Origin of the sequence: Derxia lacustris, from assembly GCF_002105195.1 — a bacterium.
GTDB classification, from domain to species: domain Bacteria; phylum Pseudomonadota; class Gammaproteobacteria; order Burkholderiales; family Burkholderiaceae_E; genus Derxia; species Derxia lacustris.
The window spans coordinates 14,855-30,876 of record NZ_MUHU01000028.1; the positions used below are offsets into that span (position 1 = coordinate 14,855).

The 16,022-nt window shown below is 66.7% G+C and carries 15 protein-coding genes and 1 pseudogene; 6 read left to right on the forward strand and 10 right to left on the reverse strand.

Translation table 11 applies throughout. The features are described from left to right. Positions 1–11: 11 nt before the first annotated feature. From B9P64_RS19105 to B9P64_RS19130, 6 genes are all read right to left on the reverse strand, one after another. Positions 12–254 carry a Fis family transcriptional regulator gene (locus B9P64_RS19105; protein ID WP_085317771.1) on the reverse strand — a complete coding sequence of 81 codons (243 nt, stop codon included), beginning with the start codon at positions 252–254 and terminating at the stop codon, positions 12–14. Further along, a complete protein-coding gene (gene dusB / locus B9P64_RS19110; RefSeq protein WP_085317772.1) occupies positions 251–1,288 on the reverse strand; it encodes a tRNA dihydrouridine synthase DusB in 1,038 nt (345 codons plus the stop codon). The genes B9P64_RS19105 and dusB overlap by 4 nt, the downstream gene beginning before the upstream one ends. A gap of 214 nt (positions 1,289–1,502) precedes the next feature. Further along, positions 1,503–2,765, reverse strand: a complete 1,263-nt coding sequence (locus tag B9P64_RS19115; RefSeq protein ID WP_085317784.1) for an FAD-dependent monooxygenase — start codon at positions 2,763–2,765, stop codon at positions 1,503–1,505. A 23-nt stretch (positions 2,766–2,788) separates the two neighbouring features. Beyond that, the gene (locus B9P64_RS19120) at positions 2,789–4,165 is read right to left on the reverse strand and encodes an aminopeptidase P N-terminal domain-containing protein (RefSeq protein WP_085317773.1); all 1,377 of its coding nucleotides are present in this window, start codon (positions 4,163–4,165) and stop codon (positions 2,789–2,791) included. A 96-nt stretch (positions 4,166–4,261) separates the two neighbouring features. After that, positions 4,262–4,963 carry an N-acetylmuramate alpha-1-phosphate uridylyltransferase MurU gene (gene murU / locus B9P64_RS19125; RefSeq protein ID WP_085317774.1) on the reverse strand — a complete coding sequence of 234 codons (702 nt, stop codon included), beginning with the start codon at positions 4,961–4,963 and terminating at the stop codon, positions 4,262–4,264. A gap of 11 nt (positions 4,964–4,974) precedes the next feature. Next, complete coding sequence (locus B9P64_RS19130; RefSeq protein WP_085317775.1) at positions 4,975–6,009, reverse strand: aminoglycoside phosphotransferase family protein; 1,035 nt, start codon at positions 6,007–6,009, stop codon at positions 4,975–4,977. Between the two features lie 310 nt (positions 6,010–6,319). Here B9P64_RS19130 and B9P64_RS19135 point away from each other — a divergent pair, with 310 nt between their 5' ends. The 5 genes from B9P64_RS19135 (at position 6,320) to B9P64_RS19155 (ending at position 14,419) form a co-directional block, all read left to right on the forward strand. Beyond that, positions 6,320–8,623 (forward strand): LPS-assembly protein LptD, encoded by a 2,304-nt coding sequence (locus tag B9P64_RS19135; RefSeq protein ID WP_139826407.1) that lies wholly within the window; start codon positions 6,320–6,322, stop codon positions 8,621–8,623. 5 nt (positions 8,624–8,628) lie between these two features. Then, positions 8,629–10,029, forward strand: a complete 1,401-nt coding sequence (locus B9P64_RS19140; protein WP_235840051.1) for a peptidylprolyl isomerase — start codon at positions 8,629–8,631, stop codon at positions 10,027–10,029. Between the two features lie 19 nt (positions 10,030–10,048). Continuing rightward, entirely contained in the window at positions 10,049–11,095 is a 1,047-nt protein-coding gene (gene pdxA / locus B9P64_RS19145; protein WP_085317778.1) for a 4-hydroxythreonine-4-phosphate dehydrogenase PdxA, read from the forward strand. A 129-nt stretch (positions 11,096–11,224) separates the two neighbouring features. Next, entirely contained in the window at positions 11,225–12,064 is an 840-nt protein-coding gene (rsmA, locus tag B9P64_RS19150; RefSeq protein WP_085317779.1) for a 16S rRNA (adenine(1518)-N(6)/adenine(1519)-N(6))-dimethyltransferase RsmA, read from the forward strand. A gap of 237 nt (positions 12,065–12,301) precedes the next feature. Further along, positions 12,302–14,419 (forward strand): AAA family ATPase, encoded by a 2,118-nt coding sequence (locus B9P64_RS19155; protein ID WP_139826408.1) that lies wholly within the window; start codon positions 12,302–12,304, stop codon positions 14,417–14,419. A gap of 168 nt (positions 14,420–14,587) precedes the next feature. Here B9P64_RS19155 and B9P64_RS19160 read toward each other — a convergent pair. The 4 genes and pseudogenes from B9P64_RS19160 to B9P64_RS28235 form a co-directional block, all read right to left on the reverse strand. Next, a pseudogene (locus B9P64_RS19160) lies at positions 14,588–14,746 on the reverse strand (transposase); the annotation flags it as partial. A 111-nt stretch (positions 14,747–14,857) separates the two neighbouring features. After that, the gene (locus tag B9P64_RS19165; RefSeq protein ID WP_085317780.1) at positions 14,858–15,112 is read right to left on the reverse strand and encodes a Txe/YoeB family addiction module toxin; all 255 of its coding nucleotides are present in this window, start codon (positions 15,110–15,112) and stop codon (positions 14,858–14,860) included. After that, positions 15,109–15,360 carry a type II toxin-antitoxin system Phd/YefM family antitoxin gene (locus B9P64_RS19170; RefSeq protein WP_085317781.1) on the reverse strand — a complete coding sequence of 84 codons (252 nt, stop codon included), beginning with the start codon at positions 15,358–15,360 and terminating at the stop codon, positions 15,109–15,111. Before B9P64_RS19170 ends, B9P64_RS19165 begins: the two co-directional genes overlap by 4 nt. A 60-nt stretch (positions 15,361–15,420) precedes the next feature. Further along, a complete protein-coding gene (locus B9P64_RS28235; RefSeq protein ID WP_139826409.1) occupies positions 15,421–15,771 on the reverse strand; it encodes a hypothetical protein in 351 nt (116 codons plus the stop codon). Between the two features lie 85 nt (positions 15,772–15,856). Here B9P64_RS28235 and B9P64_RS30655 point away from each other — a divergent pair. Further along, positions 15,857–16,022 (forward strand): TfoX/Sxy family protein (locus tag B9P64_RS30655; protein WP_139826410.1); only part of this gene is annotated, 166 nt, incomplete at its 3' end.

The following is a 16,022-nucleotide window of genomic DNA, read 5'->3' on the forward strand; positions in this document are numbered from 1 at the left end:
GGCGTTCTTCTTCACTTGCCTTCGAGCAGGCCGTATTGCTGCAGCTTCTTGCGCAGCGTGTTGCGGTTGATGCCGAGCATCTCCGAGGCGACCGACTGCTTGCCCGCAGCCTGACGCATCACGACTTCGAGCATGGGTTTTTCGACCGCCTGCATGACCATGTCGTACACGGCGCTGGGCGATTCGCCATCGAGGTCCTGGAAGTACTTTTCGAGCGCAAGGACGATGCACTCTTCGATCGGGCTGGGGGTCATGCGGCCAGTGGTTGGAGGGGGTGTTGTGAGGAGGCCTGGGGCAGCGGCGCATCGGCGGGGCCGAGCGAGTCGAGGTAATCGACCACGGCCGCCACCTGGGCCTGCGTGGATTCCAGCGTGTTCATCCGGGCCCGGAACGGCTCGCCGCCGGGCAGCGCGCGCACATACCAGCCGATGTGCTTGCGCGCGGTGCGCAGGCCGGTCAGCTCGCCGTAGAAGGCGTAGTGCGCATGCAGGTGTTCGATCAGGGCCGCGCGCACTTCGCCGATGCTCGGCGGCGCGAGGCGCCGGCCGGTGGCGAGGAAATGCGCGATTTCGCGGAACAGCCAGGGCCGGCCTTGCGCGGCGCGGCCGATCATCACCGCGTCGGCGCCGGTGTGGGCCAGCACGCGGGCCGCCTTCTCGGGCGAGTCTATGTCGCCATTGGCGACCACCGGAATGCGGATGGCGGCCTTGACGGCGGCGATGCTGTCGTACTCGGCCTCGCCCTCGTACAGGTCGGCGCGGGTGCGGCCGTGCAGCGTGAGCAGCGCGATGCCCGACTGCTCGGCGATGCGCGCGACGGCGAGCGCATTGCGGCTGTCGCGGCTCCAGCCGGTGCGGGTCTTGAGCGTGACCGGCACGTCCACCGCGCCGACCACGGCTTCGAGGATGCGCGCGACCAGCGCCTCGTCGCGCAGCAGCGCCGAGCCGGCGGCCACGTTGCAGACCTTCTTGGCCGGGCAGCCCATGTTGATGTCGATGATCTGGGCGCCGCGGTCGACGTTGTAGCGCGCGGCGTCGGCCAGCATGGCCGGGTCGCCGCCGGCGATCTGCACCGCGCGCGGCGCGGCTTCGCCGGCGTGGTCGAGGCGGCGCTGGGTCTTCTCGGTGCCCCACAGCCGGGGGTTGCTCGCGGCCATCTCGCTCACGGCGTGCCCGGCGCCGAAGCGCCGGCACAGGGCGCGGAACGGCCGGTCGGTCACGCCCGCCATGGGCGCGACAAACACATTGTTCGCGGTCACGAATGGACCGATGCGGACACCGGAAGTCATGGAAATGGCGGGGGCAGCTTGGGCGCGGAGCGCGGTTCGGGGACGGGAACCGCGTGGCCTTGAGAGGAGCGCGGGGGCGATCTGCCACCGGTCCGGGACGCGGAAAAGGCGCGCATTTTAGCGCGCGTTGAAACGTGGTCCGGCCGGGGTGGATGGCGCCTCGGCGCGCCGTGCCGGCCGGCGGTCCGCCGGGTCGGCGCGGGCGCCGCCGGCGTCAGCGCAGGCCGAACATCAGCGCGCGTGCCACCGGCCGGCGCAACGGCGGCAGCAGGTCGAGCGCGGCGATGGCGGCGCCGGCGGCATGGCCGGCACCCGGCAGCGGCAGCGTGAACAGGCGCGCGAGGGCGTCGGTGGCGTGCAGCACGAAGTCGCGGTCGCGCCGGCGCGCGGCGCGGTAGCGGGCCAGCGCGGCAGCCGGATCGAAGGCGGCGGCGGGTTCGGCGGCGAGCGCCTCGGCCAGCGCGGCGGCATCGCGCAGCCCCAGGTTGAAGCCCTGGCCGGCGACCGGATGCAGGATTTGCGCGGCATTGCCGATGGCCACCTCGCGCGGCCCGCCGGTATCGCGCGCGACCTGGCCGAGCGCATACACATGGCGCGGCCCGGCGGCGGCAAACCGGCCGACCCGGCTGCCGAAGGCCGCACCCAGCTCGGCGCGGAAGGCGGCATCGTCGAGCGCGGCGATGCGTTCGGCCTCGGCCGGCGCGGCGCACCAGACCAGCGACATGCGCCGGCCGTCGTCGACCGGCAGCAGCGCGATGGGGCCGCCGCGCGTGAAGCGCTCGAAGGCCCAGCCGTGGCGCGGTGCGGCGGGCGTGACCTCGCAGATGACGGCGCTCTGGCCGTAGTCGCGCTCGCGGACGGGCAGGGCGCGCGCGGCGGTGCCGGTGCCGGCCGGCGCGGCGGCGCGGGCGTCGGCGGGCGTGGCGGGCGTGGCGGGCGTGGCTGGCGCGACGCCGGCCGCCGCGCCGCGCTCGAACACGCCGCCCTCGGCATGCACGACCAGCGCCGCCTCGACCGCGCCGTCGGGCAGGTCGAGGCGCCAGCCGCCGGGCGTGGCGACCGGCGTCGCGGCAACCGGCCGGGCGACGCGCACGCCGCTCGCGGCCAGCGCGGCTTCGAGCGGCGCGATCAGCTCGCGATAGCGCACCACCCGGCCGAGCGCGCCCACGCCCAGCTCGCGCGCGGCCAGCAGCGTGCGGCCGAAATGCCCGCGCTGCGACACATGCACCTGCTCGATCGGCGCGCTGGCCAGTGCCGCCGCATCGACGATGCGCGCCAGCAGCTGCATCGAGCCTTCCGACACTGCCAGCGCACGCGGATCGCCGGCGGCCGCGCCGGCCGGCCGCGCATCCACCACCAGCAGCCGCGCCGGATCGGGCCAGACCCGCGCCAGCAGCAGCGCGCAGGCCGCGCCGACCGGCCCGGCGCCGAGGATGGCGATGTCGACGCGCGCGGCCGGCGCGTCATTCGCCGCCATGCCGGCAAGCCCGTCGTCCGCGCTCATGCCCGCGCCTCCGCCATCAGCGTCTCGATGGCCGCGACCGATTTCGGCGCCGCCTCGCTCAGCACCTCGCCCTCGGCGACCGTGACCAGCACGTCGTCCTCGATGCGGATGCCGATGTCGCGAAAGCCCGGCGGCAGATCGTCGCCGCGCAGATAAAGCCCGGGCTCGACGGTGACGACCATGCCCGGCTTGAGCCGGCGCGACGGCCGCTCCGCCGCCGCATCCGGGCTGCCGAGCGTGGCCGCCAGCGGCTCGCGGTAATCGCCGGCGTCATGCACATCCAGGCCGAGCCAGTGGCCGGTGCGGTGCATGTAGAAGCGCTTGTAGGCGCCGCTGGCGATCACCTCGTCGACGCTGCCGGCCAGCAGCTTCAGGTCGACCAGCCCCTGCGCCAGCACGCGCACGGCGGCGTCGTGCGCGGCGTCGAAGGGCTGGCCGGGCAGCACGCAGTCGATGGCGGCGGCCTGGGCCGCGAGCACCACCTCATAGACGGCGCGCTGCTCGGGCGTGAAGCGGCCGTCGACCGGGAAGGTGCGGGTGATGTCGGCCGCATAGCCGTCGAGTTCGCAGCCGGCGTCGATCAGCACCAGGCTGCCTGGCGCCATGCGCGCGTCGTTGCGCTCGTAGTGCAGCACGCAGGCATTGGCGCCGCTGGCGACGATGGAGCCGTAGGCCGGCGATTGCGCGCCGTGGCGGCGGAATTCATGCAGCAGTTCGGCTTCGAGTTCGTACTCGCGCTGGCCGGCGCGGGCGTGGCGCATCGCGCGGATGTGGGCATGGGCCGAGATGGCGATGGCGCGCTTCATCGTGCCGATTTCCTGCGCGTCCTTCACCAGCCGCATTTCGTCGAGCAGCGGCGTCAGGTCGCGCAGCGCGGCCGGCGGCTGCACGCCGCTGCGCGCGCGTTCGCGCAGGCGCTCGAAGGCGGCGGCCACGCGGGCGTCGAGCGCGGCGCTGTGGCCAAAGCCGAGCCACACCGCCGGCCGGTCGGCGAGCAGCCCGGGCAGCTCGGCGTCGAGCCGCTCGATCGGCGCGGCGGCATCCACGCCGAGCGCGGCGGGCGCGGCGTCGGGGCCGAGGCGCCAGCCGGTCCAGACCTCCTGCTCCGGATCGCGCGCGCGGCAGAACAGATGGCTGCGCACGCCGCTCGCGTCGCAGACGATGGCGAGCAGCGCCTCGGGCTCGGTAAAGCCGGTGAGGTAATGAAAGTAGCTGTCGTGCCGGAACGGGAATTCGCTGTCGCGGCTGCGGATCGCCACCGGCGCGGTCGGTACCAGGGCGACGCCGCCGCCGGCCAGCCGCAGGCGCTCGGCCAGCATCTCGCGCCGCGCGCGGTAGATGCCGTGGTCGCTGTCGTTGCTTGCTTGGGACATGGAGCTTCCTTGTGAGGCGGCGCGGGCGGCGGACTGGCCGGGCGCGGCGCGGGTGGGCGGTGCGGGTGGCGATGGCGAGCTTGCGCGCCTGCGGATTCAGGCCGCCGCGCGCGCCGCGAGTTCGCGGTCGAGCGCCGCGAGCTGGTCCGGCGTGCCGAGGTTGTGCCAGGCGCCCTCGAACAGCTCGGCCCCGGCGCGCCCGGCATCGATGGCGGCGAGGTAAAGCTCCAGCAGCTTGAAGCGCACGTTGGGCGCCCGGCCGGCAAACAGGCGCGGGTGATACAGCCCGATGTTGCCGAAGGTGTAGCTCGCCGCGCCCGCCGCGCGCCGCGCCAGCCGCCCGCCTTCGCCCAGCGCGAAATCGCCGCCCGGATGGAAGTCGGGATTCGGCACCAGCACCAGATGCACATCGCTGTGATCGCCGATCAGCGCCGGCGCGCGCGCCGCGAGCGCGGCGTAGTCGTAGTCGGCAAACACGTCGCCCGACACGGCAATGAAGGGCTCTGCGCCGAGCAGCGGCAGCGCGGTGGCGATGCCGCCGCCGGTCTCCAGCGCCTCGCTCTCGTGCGACCAGGCGATGGTCACGCCGAGCGCGCCGCCGTCGCCGAGCGCCTGCACCAGCCGCTCGCCGCGCCAGGCGGTGTTGATGACGATGTCGGTGATGCCGGCGGCCCGCAGCGCATCGATCTGCCGCGCGATCAGCGGCCGGCCGGCGACCGGCAGCAGCGGCTTGGGGCAGTCGTCGGTGAGCGGGCGCATGCGTTCGCCGCGGCCGGCGGCGAGGATCATGGCTTTCATGCGCGGCCGGCTCAGAAGGTGTAGCCGATCACCGGCTTGCGCTGCTCGATGCGGTCGAACAGCTCCATCAGATGCTTGAGCGAGATGTAGCGCTCGGCCACCTTGCGCGCATAGGCCAGCACGCGCGGGATGTCGTCGAGATAGGCGGTCTTGCCGTCGCGGATGGCCAGCCGCGCAAAGATGCCCAGCACCTTGAGCGCGCGTTGCAGGCCCATCCAGTCGAAGTCGCGGTAGAAGTCGCCGAAGGCTTCGCTCACCGGCAGGCCGGCGGCGCGTGCCTGCTCCCAGTAGCGGATCGCCCAGTCCATCTGCTGCGGCTCCTCCCAGGCGATGTAGGCATCGCGCAGCAGCGAGACCAGGTCGTAGGTGATCGGGCCGATGACCGCATCCTGGAAATCGATGATGCCGGGGCCGGGGAAGTTGTCCTCGATGACCATCAGGTTGCGCGAGTGGTAGTCGCGGTGCACCAGCACCTGCGGCTGGGCCAGGTTGTTGGCCACCACCGCGTCGAACACGTTGTCGAGCATCTTGTAGTCGCCGAGCGTCAGGTCGAGCTTGAGATGCTTGACGCAGTACCACTCGCGGAACAGCTCCAGCTCGCGGCGCAGCAGCGCCTCGTCATAGGCCGGAAAGTCGGCGCCGGCACCGCCGACCTGGAAGCCGACCAGCGCCTTGATCGCCGCGCCGTACAGCACGTTGGCGGTGCTGGCGTCGAGCACATTCAGATAGGGCGTGTGGCCGAAGTCCTCCAGCAGCAGAAAGCCGCGTTCGGCGTCCTGCGCATGCACGGCCGGCACGCGGGCGCCGGCACGCGCGAACTCGGCGGCGGCGTGCAGAAAGGGGCGCACGTCTTCCTGCGGCGGCGGCGCGTCCATGGCCACGAAGCTGCGGCCGGCGTCGCCGGTCACGCGGAAGTAGCGCCGGAAGCTGGCATCGGCCGAGGCCGGCGCGAGTGTGGCGATGTCGAAACCGTGGGCGGCGGCGAGTGGCGCGAGCCAGTCGCGCAGTTCGGCCAGGCGGGCGTCGGGAGCGTCGGGGGAGGTCATGAGGGGCGGCGATCGGGCTGGAATGGGGCCCCGGCCGGGCGGCGAGGGGCCGTCCCTATAATACGGGCGCCCTCCGGACCCGGCGGATCGGCCGGCCGGACGCTCGCGCGACTGCCCGGTGCGCTGCCCGGTCTGCCCGCCAACCGCCATTGCTTCGCCTCCCGCACCGTCTCCCGTGTTGTTGCACGCCCGCCTGCATCGCCTGGCCGTTCTGCCCGTCGCCCGTCCGGCCGCGCTTGCGCTCGCGGTCGGTGCGGCCCTGCACGCCTGGCCCGCGTGCGCCCAGCAAGCTGCCGACGCCGCGCCGCCCGTGACCGAGCCGGCCGCCGGCAGCGCCGACACCGCGCCCGCCGGCCAGACCGTCGAGCCCGGCGGTCTGCGGCTCGACCGCCGGCTGCGCTTCGACCGGCTGACGGCCACGCCGCCCGAGCAGCTGCCGGTCTATCTGCAAGGCGCCCGGGTCGAGGGCACGCCCGAGCGCGCCACCCGCGTGACCGGCGACGCGGCCAATCAGGCCGAGGTGCGGCGCGGCAGCGCGCTGCTGCGCGCCGACAGCATCGACTTCGACCAGATCCGCAACACGCTCGATGCCGACGGCGCGGTGCAGCTCTATCGCGGCGGCAACAGCTATCGCGGGCCGCACGCGTTCTACGAGCTGGACACCGACAGCGGCCGGCTCGGCAAGGGCGATTTCACCTTCGAGCCGCGTCCGGCCGGCCCGGCCAAGGGCGTGCGCATCGATCCGCCGCGCGGCAGCGCCGACCTGACCGAATTCCTCGGCGACGATCTGGTGCGCCTGCTGGGCGTGCGCTACACCACCTGCACGCCCGACAACGAAGCCTGGGTGCTGCGCGCCACCGAGATCGACATCGACCAGGCGGCGCAGGACGGCGTGGCGCGCAATGCGGTGGTCGAGTTCGGCGGGCTGCCGCTGTTCGCCACGCCGTGGATGCGCTTTCCGGTCGGCGACGAGCGGCTGTCGGGCTTTCTGGCGCCGACCTTCGGCTACACCTCGTCGCGCGGCATCGAGCTGTCGACGCCGTACTACGTCAACCTCGCGCCCAACCGCGACTACACGCTCACGCCGCGCCTGCTCAGCAAGCGCGGGCTGGAGCTGGGCAACGAGTTCCGCTATCTGGGCGAGAGCTACAACGGCGTGCTGATCGGCAATGTCATCGACAACGACCGCCAGACCGGCGAACGGCGCTGGCTGCTGCGCTCGATCCACAACCAGGATCTGTCGCAGGTCGCGCGCGGCCTGAGCGGCTACGTGAATTACCAGCGCGTGTCCGACGACAACTATCTGTCGGACTTCTCGACTTCCATCGTGAGCGCGGCAAACCGTCAGCTCACCCAGGAAGCCGGCCTGCGCTGGAACGGCAGCAACTGGAACGCCACCTTGCGCGAGCAGAAGTTCCAGGTGCTGCAGGACAAGGTCAATCCGGTCGCCATCCCCTACGAGCGCGAGCCGCAGCTCAGCTTCAAGGCGTGGCGCTACGACGTGGCCGGCTTCGACCTCAATCTCGATGCCGACGCCACCCGCTTCACCCATCCGATCGACCGGCCCGACCTGACCGGCGCGATGGTCACCGGCAACCGCGTGGTGGCGATTCCGTCGCTGAGCTATCCGATCCTCGCGCCGGGCGCCTTCCTCACGCCCAAGCTGCAACTCAATACCGCCAGCTATGCGCTCGACCGCGCCAGCATTCCGTCGGGCTCGATCTACGAACCCGGCTACAGCCGCGCGATTCCGACCGCCAGCGTCGACGGCGGCCTGATCTTCGAGCGCGATGCCACGCTGTTCGGCCGCGGCTTCGTGCAGACGCTGGAACCGCGCCTGTTCTATGTGCGCACGCCCTATCACTACCAGGCCGGCGTGCCGATGTTCGACACCGCGCTGGCCGACATCAGCTTTGCCCAGCTGTTCACCGAGAACGCCTACTCGGGCTACGACCGGGTGTCGGATGCCAACCAGCTGACCACCGCCGTCACCACGCGCTTCCTCGAATCCGAGACCGGGCTCGAACGCTTCCGCGCCGCGCTCGGCCAGCGCTTCTACTTCTCGGACCGGCGCGTGGGCTCGGGCACCGAGCTGCTGTCCAACGCCAGCAAGTCCGACTACATCGCGCTGGTCGGCGGCGACGTGAGCAATACCCTGTCGGCCGACGCGCTGCTGCAGGTCGACGCCCAGACCCATCAGACCTACCGCTCGACCGCCACCGTGCGCTGGCGCCCCGAGCCGGGCGTGGCGCTCAACATCAACTACCGCTATCTGCGCGAGCAGCTCCAGCAGTACGACGTGGGCGGCCAGTTCCCGATCGGCAAGCACTGGTCGGTGCTGGCGCGCGCCAACTACTCCACGCTGGAAAACCGGCTGGTCGAAGGGCTGGCGGGCTTCGAGTACGACGGTTGCTGCTGGGTCGGCCGCATCGCCATCCAGCGCTACGCCACCTCGGCCTCCACCCAGACCACGGGCTTCTTCTTCCAGCTTGAGCTGGGCGGCCTCACGCGGGTGGGCAACAGCCCGCTCGACGCGGTGCGCCGCAACATCCCGGGTTACCGCCCGATCAATGCCGGGGGCGCACCCGCTCCGGCCTATCTTCAATACGAGTGATGGACATGCAGCAATCCTTCGGCCCCGCCGGCCGCCAGCCGGCCCGTCAATCCGCGCGCGCCTTCGGCCGCCAGCTTGGCCGCCGGGCGCGCGCGCTGCTGTGCGCCGCCGCGCTGGGCGGCGCGCTGCTGCCGGCGGCGCCGGCCAGCGCCGCCGCCCCGGCCGCCACGCCGCAACTGCTCGACGTGGTGGTGGCGGTGGTCAACGACGAAGTCATCACCTACAACGAGCTGAAGGCGCGCGTGGCCCAGTTGCAGCGCCAGCTCACCGCGCGCAACACTCAGCTGCCGCCCGAGGATGTGCTGCAACGCCAGGTGCTGGAGCGGCTGGTGGTGGACCGGGTGCAGGCCCAGGCCGCGCGCGATGCCGGCATCCGCGTCGACGACTCGATGCTCGACCGCGCGGTCGGCCGCATCGCCGAGCAGAACCGCATGACGCTGACCGAGTTCCGCAACCGGCTGGAGCGCGAGGGCGTGGTGTTCAGCGACTTCCGCAGTCAGGTGCGCAGCGAAATCCTGCTGAGCCGGGTGCGCGACCGCGAGGTGGACAGCAAGGTGCAGGTCACCGACGCCGAGATCGACGCCTACCTCGAAGCCCAGCGCAACAACCCCACGCCGGTCGAACTCGACATCGCCCAGATCGTGGTGCGCGTGCCCGAGAACGCCACCCAGGTGCAGCAGGCCCAGCGCCAGGCGCGCGCCGAGGACGTGCTGCGCCAGCTGCGCGAGGGCGGCGATTTCGCCAAGCTGGCCGCCGGCTATTCGGATGGCTTTGAAGCCACGCGCGGCGGCGACATGGGCTGGCGCACCGCCGACCGCTATCCGCAGCTGTTCACCGATGCGGTGGCCCAGCTGCAACCGGGCCAGCTCAGCGCCATCGTGCGCAGCCCGGGCGGCTATCACATCCTCAAGCTGCTCGGCCGCCGCAACGATCAGGCCGCCATCGCCGACAAGGTCACCCAGACCCATGCGCGCCACATCCTGCTGCGCACCAACGACGGCCAGCTCAGCGACGCCGAAGCCGAAAAGCGCCTCGCCGACCTGCGCACCCGCATCGAGGCCGGCGCCTCGGCCTTCGACGAGATGGCCAAGCGCTATTCGCGCGACGGCTCGGCCGCGCAGGGCGGCGACCTCGGCTGGCTCTATCCGGGCGACACCGTGCCCGAGTTCGAGGGCGTGATGAACCAGCTCACGCCCAACCAGATCAGCCCGCCGATCCAGTCGCCGTTCGGCTGGCATCTGATCCAGGTCCTGGAGCGCCGCGAAGTGGATGCGCCGGCCGAGCGCAAGCGGCTTGCCGCGCGCACCGCCATCCGCGAGCGCAAGGCCGAAGAGGCCTATGACGACTGGGTGCGCGAGCAGCGCGACCGTGCGTATGTGGAAATCCGCCTCGATTCGGTGAACTGAAGCCGCCCGCTCCGCCGTCATGAACCTGCCGCCGCGTCCGCCGCTCGACCGCCCGCTCGCCATTTCCGCCGGCGAGCCGGCCGGCGTCGGGCCCGAGGTGACGGCGGCGGCGATCGCCCGGCTGGTCGGTTTCGACGCGGCGGGCGATCCCGCCGGCCCGGCCGACACTCGCTGGCGCCCCGCCGACTTCCTCGTCTTCGGCGACCGCGCCACGCTCGCCGCCGCTGCCGCGCTCGTCGGCGCACCCGGCCTGTTCGATCTCGTGCCGGTCGAGCACATCCCGCTCGGCGCGCCAGTCGTGACCGGCCAGCCCGATCCGGCCAACGCCGCTCATGTGCTGGGCCTGCTCGCCGGCAGCTTCGACGCCGCGCGCGACCGGCGCTGCGGCGCGCTCGTCACCGCGCCGGTGCAGAAAGCCTCCATCGCCGATGCCGGCATCGCCTTCTCGGGCCATACCGAATGGTTTGCCGAGCGCGCCGGCGTGGACCGCGTGGTGATGATGCTGGCCGGCCGCACCGCCGCGCTGCGCAACCCGCTGCGGGTCGCGCTCGCCACCACGCATCTGGCCGTGGCCGAGGTGCCGGCCGCCATCACGCAAGCCAGCCTGCTGCGCACGCTGCAAATCCTGCATGACGACCTGCGCGGCAATTTCGGCATCGCCGCGCCGCGCATCGTGGTGGCCGGCCTCAATCCGCATGCGGGCGAGGGCGGTCATCTGGGCCGCGAGGAAATCGACACCATCGCGCCCGCGCTCGCCATCGCTCGCCAGCGCGGCATCGACGCGCGCGGCCCGCTGCCGGCCGACACGCTGTTCCATCCGCGCGTGCTCGACGACTGCGACGCCGTGCTCGCGATGTTTCACGACCAGGGCCTGCCGGTGCTCAAGTTCGCCACCTTCGGCCATGGCGTGAACATCACCCTCGGCCTGCCGGTCGTGCGCACCTCGGTCGACCACGGCACCGCGCTCGACTTGGCCGGCACTGGCCGCGCCGAGGCCGACAGCATGATTGCCGCCATCGACACCGCCGCCGAACTCGCGCGCCACCACCTCGCCCGGCCGGGCTGAGGCGCGGCGGTTGGCGCGGCTTCATCGCGCCGCCGACCGACGCCCGCGCCGTCCGGCCCCGACTTCTTCCGACTTGCCGCCGCGCGCCACCGCCGCGCCGCCCCTTCCTTCTTCCCGAGATCGCCCGCCATGGAACACCGCGCCCGCAAACGCTTCGGCCAGAACTTCCTCGTCGACCAGGGCATCGTCCAGGCCATCGTCGGCGCCGTCGCGCCCGCGCCCGGCGACGCCGTCATCGAGATCGGCCCCGGCCTCGGCGCGCTCACCCGCGTGCTGCTCGCCGAGATCGAACCCGCCGAGCGGCCGATGCATGTCGTGGAAATCGACCGCGACCTCATCGCCCGCCTCAACCGCGAATACGCGCCCGAAGACCTCGTCGTGCATGCCGGCGACGCGCTCCAGTTCGACTTCGCCGGCTTCGCGCGCGGCATGCGCGAGGCCGGCCGGCGCGTGCGCGTGGTCGGCAACCTGCCCTACAACATCTCCAGCCCGCTGCTGTTCCACCTCGTCGCCGCCGCGCCCTGGGTCGAGGACCAGCACTTCATGCTCCAGCGCGAAGTGGTCGAGCGCATGGTGTCCGCGCCCGGCGACAGCGAATTCGGCCGGCTTTCGGTGATGCTGCAATACCGCTATGAAATGGAGCAGGTATTGGACGTACCGCCCGAAAGTTTCGATCCGGCACCGAAAGTCGATTCGGCGGTTGTAAGGATGAGGCCGCGCCCAGCGGCGGAATTGGGGGCGGTGAATGAGAAGGTGTTTGCGCAGGTGGTTGCGGCGGGGTTTTCGCAGAGAAGGAAGATGCTGCGGAATACGTTGAATGCTTATGTGATTGAGACGGGGGGGGCGGAGGTGGCGGAGGGGGCAGGGATCAGGCTTACGGCGAGGGCGGAGGATATTGGGGTTGAAGCGTGGGTTGCGTTTGCCAATGCGGTTGCACAAACACGGGAGAAGGCAATGCTGGCAAAGTAAACGTTATTGAGATATGGATATCTGTTAATTAGTTGAATAAAAGCCGTGGATGCGCCTGAAGCCGCATGTGAATTCACGTCTATTTATTTAGGACGTCTCGATAAAAAGATGCGGCTCAGTCTCTTTGAAAGCACCAATCTTTTTCAAGATACTGTTCTTGCAGTATGTGATTGTGAATAGGTTCCTCAAGTGCTGCGAAGTGCTTGGTTTATTGAGACGCTATGTTGTAAGCTATAGGTGTTTCGCACTAAAACCATCTTATTGGGGGTGAATATGCCGGGAATAATACATGAGAGTGTCAAGCCATTCCTACTTCACCGTCGAAGAGAAACTAATCTGCTTGATCCATTTCTTGATGCCGGTTTTGATGTTTCTTGGGCAAATTCTAGAACGTACGAACGTACAACGATTACCGTTTTTCTTCTTCGTGCTTCACTTGATCTTGCTGAGTCGTATGGGTTTGAGTATGAAGTAGTGCTTGCATACTCAAAATACGAAACAGTTGAGCCTAGAACTATTCGTGCGATAGAACACGTCTTTTCTACCGATCCTGCCAAAGGAAGAGTTGAACCGCTTCTTTGTTTTTTGATTTCCGAAGCGGTTAATGCGGATGCTTGGGTATCGTCTTATTTGCTGGAAAATAAAGAGTCAAGAATTGTCGTTCCGTTTACGGCAGCCACTCTTCTTGATAAGCATGCAGATGCATGGACTGTTCGCAACCAACTTCAAAAGCACTTTTTGCTTCTTGATCGTTACAAATATACGCTGCCGTTGCGTGAAGATACCTACTTTTTTGGTCGAGGGCATGAATTAGGGCAAATCTTAGATTTTTGCAGGCGCAGCGAAAATGCTGCGATTTTTGGTCTTCGTAAGACCGGGAAGACGTCTCTGCTTTGGAAGCTGCAGCGCATTCTTGAAAAAGATCCGAAGCATCGAGTGGAAGTATTTGATGGTCAGTCGCCGTCATTTAGAAAGCGCCATTGGAACCAGGTGCTCCAATATATCGTTAAGCGCCTTGTTCGCGATCAGTTAAATATGCCTTTGCCAGTATTTGATGAATTAGATGCGGCTGATGATTTCCTGTTGGTTATGCGTAATTTAGTGCGGGCGGCGACGCTTGAGCGGCTAACAATTATTATTGATGAGATTGAGTGGATTACGCCGCGAACCGCAGCGGATGAGCACTGGGAATCCGAATTTCTCGAATTTTGGCAGGCAATTCGTACGGCGCAATCAACATTTCCTCGATTTAACGTAATAATAGCAGGGGTAAATCCAGCAATTGCTGAGGAAAGCCGATTCGGGGATTTTCAAAATCCGCTTTTTGGTATCGTAACTACGATATTTTTGCGTGGGCTTTCCGTTTCCGAATCAAATGAATTGGTGCAAAAAATTGGGAAAATTGTTGGTATGCGTTATGACGCTACTGCACTCATATCGCTTTTTGAACAGTATGCTGGTCATCCGTTATTAACGCGTTTGGCTTGCAGTCATGTTGCGCAGATTGCTCAGGTGGCGGGTGAGCCATTTCCATTGAAGGTAGCAAAGGGAAGGCTAGATAAGCAGCGCGCTCTCCGTGATGACGAACTCGTTTTTTATGTTAGGCACGTTGTTGATGAGTTGGAGCGTTTTTATCCGGAGGAGTATAAATTTTTGGAGGCGTTGTCTGTTGGTGATATCCAAAAATTTCAGCAGGCCTCTGCACAAGGGCAGGCATGTACTCATCTGTTTCGCTATGGAGTTGTCTCTGCTCCTGAATACCCTTATGTCACTTATTCTGTTTTGGCAACCTATGTTGCAAGCGAGAATGCTCGTCGTGAGGGTCGCCCTTGGCGAATGCGCCTGACTGCATATGAAGATCGCGCTACTTTTCTTGCCGTTAGGCTTCGTGAGATAGCTGAAGATATGCGTGAACTAGAACGAGTTGCTAAGTGTGCAAAACAGCCAAGCTTGTTTGGCCCAAACTCTTTTCCTGAGGCAGATCATTTGCGCGATGCGCCAGTAGTCGAGGATCTACAAACTTTGGCTTCTGTGTTGAATATTTTAAATCGTTGCTTTGTTGAAAGTATTGATAGATATGGCAATTCTATTTCGGAGGGTAAATATTTTTTCCTCAAAATTAAGGCATCTTATCCATCGTTATTTGATGCTTTGCATCGAATTCGTGTTTATCGAAATAACTCGCATCATTTGGAACTTGTCCCGGGAGTGGAGGCTTCTCTTCGCGAGTATTTGGAGCGTGATCTGGAGGATAATCTTGCCAGTTCGGATCAAAAGTATTGGGCATTGATACAGCGCTGTTTGGATGAATTAATTCGCGCAATTCAACTTGAATTGGTTCGTCTGGCTTCCTAAGGGACGCTCTTCACAACGCCGCTTAACGTGGCAGCTTCGTATTTCGAGCGCGAAGCTGGGAGAGTCGTCGCAGCATTTTCGTTTCCAATGCCATTTCACTTAACGAGAGGGTCGCATTCGTGGCCCAGCAGCGACTCAATCGGGCTTGGTGCCCCTTGCTGGCCCCGTTCACACGGCCTGCGCCAACTGCCGCCGTGCCATGAACAGATTCGCCAGCGCGAACAGCGAGTGAATCTGCGCGGTGTTCTTCTCCAGGCCGCGATAGCGAACCTTGGTGAATCCGAAATGCCGCTTGATGATCCGAAACGGATGCTTGACCCATGCCCGGACTTTCGAGATCAGGTGATTGATCTGGCCGATCCGGTATGAGGCCTGTGCTGGAATGTTGATGGAATTGATTGCTCATCGCCGTGAACACGACAGGCCAGAATTGCCTGCTCAATAGTGAAACCGCAACTGCACCAACTGCAACTCATCCCCCACCACCCGATAAACCACCCGATGCTCATCCGTGATTCTGCGCGACCAGAATCCCGCCAGCGCGTGCTTGAGCGCCTCCGGTTTTCCAATCCCTAAAAACGGCTCGCGCTGAATCTCGCGAATCAGCTTGTTGATCCGCTCGACCATCTTGCGGTCCTGCTGCTGCCAGTACAAATAATCCTCCCAGGCAGCATCGGCAAAGACGATCTTCATTCCGCCAATTCCCGCTCCTGGCCCTTGCCGGAATTCAATTGCGCAATCGCGTCGAGCAATCTTTGTGCATTGGCTGGCGTGCGCAGCAGATGGGCGGTTTCTTCCAATGCCTTGTAATCCTCCAGCGACAGCATCACGACGGATTGCTGCGAATTGCGCGTGATGATTACCGGCTCGTGGTCATTGCAGACGCGGTCCATCGTGCTGGCGAGATTGGCGCGCGCGGTGGTGTAGGTCACGGCATCCATGGCTGGCTCCTCGATATGTACGGATTATTGTACATGTGATGTCCGACGTTGCCTCGCGCTTCAAACCCACCCGGTCGCCCCAGGCACCACTCGCTCCGCCAGACTCGCTGCGCCCAGCAGCGTCAGCCCCAGCAACACGACCAGCCCGCTGAACAGCGCCGCCAGCTTCACGATCACCGGCCATTCGGGCTTGCCGCGCAGCAGCGGCCAGGCCAGCGCCGACAGCGCCAGCCCCGCGACGCCTGGCCACAGCACCCACGGCCAGAGCCATTGCGCCACGCCGCCCACCAGCGCGACGGGCAGCTGGAAGATCAGCAGCCACAGCAGATCGCCCATCGTGGCTTCGGCATGCGCGGCGGAGCTGGCGAGGCTCGCGAGCGCGAGCACGGTAAGGCGAGCAGGGCGAAGCAAGGGCGGCTCCTTTCGGAAATGGGCTGCTGTGGAGGATCGCGCGGCGGGGCGGCATCATCCAGCTTCCGTCCCGACCGTTTCCGTCATGGCCTCGCAACCATCCACCGTCGATTTCCTGCTCGATACCGCTCGCCTGCCCGGCCTCGTCGCGAAACGCATGTTCGGCGAGTACGCGCTCTATCTCGATGGCAAGGTGGTCGGCTTCATTTGCGATGACGAGCTGTTCGTGAAGCCGACCACCTTGCCATCGA

Excerpts from the sequence above, each read along its gene's own strand:
- B9P64_RS19105 (WP_085317771.1), bottom strand. The coding sequence starts at position 254 with ATGACCCCCAGCCCGATCGAAGAGTGCATCGTCCTTGCGCTCGAAAAG.
- dusB (WP_085317772.1), bottom strand. The coding sequence starts at position 1,288 with ATGACTTCCGGTGTCCGCATCGGTCCATTCGTGACCGCGAACAATGTG.
- B9P64_RS19115 (WP_085317784.1), bottom strand. The coding sequence starts at position 2,765 with ATGGCGGCGAATGACGCGCCGGCCGCGCGCGTCGACATCGCCATCCTC.
- B9P64_RS19120 (WP_085317773.1), bottom strand. The coding sequence starts at position 4,165 with ATGTCCCAAGCAAGCAACGACAGCGACCACGGCATCTACCGCGCGCGG.
- murU (WP_085317774.1), bottom strand. The coding sequence starts at position 4,963 with ATGAAAGCCATGATCCTCGCCGCCGGCCGCGGCGAACGCATGCGCCCG.
- B9P64_RS19130 (WP_085317775.1), bottom strand. The coding sequence starts at position 6,009 with ATGACCTCCCCCGACGCTCCCGACGCCCGCCTGGCCGAACTGCGCGAC.
- B9P64_RS19140 (WP_235840051.1), top strand. The coding sequence starts at position 8,629 with ATGCAGCAATCCTTCGGCCCCGCCGGCCGCCAGCCGGCCCGTCAATCC.
- pdxA (WP_085317778.1), top strand. The coding sequence starts at position 10,049 with ATGAACCTGCCGCCGCGTCCGCCGCTCGACCGCCCGCTCGCCATTTCC.
- rsmA (WP_085317779.1), top strand. The coding sequence starts at position 11,225 with ATGGAACACCGCGCCCGCAAACGCTTCGGCCAGAACTTCCTCGTCGAC.
- B9P64_RS19165 (WP_085317780.1), bottom strand. The coding sequence starts at position 15,112 with ATGAAGATCGTCTTTGCCGATGCTGCCTGGGAGGATTATTTGTACTGG.
- B9P64_RS19170 (WP_085317781.1), bottom strand. The coding sequence starts at position 15,360 with ATGGATGCCGTGACCTACACCACCGCGCGCGCCAATCTCGCCAGCACG.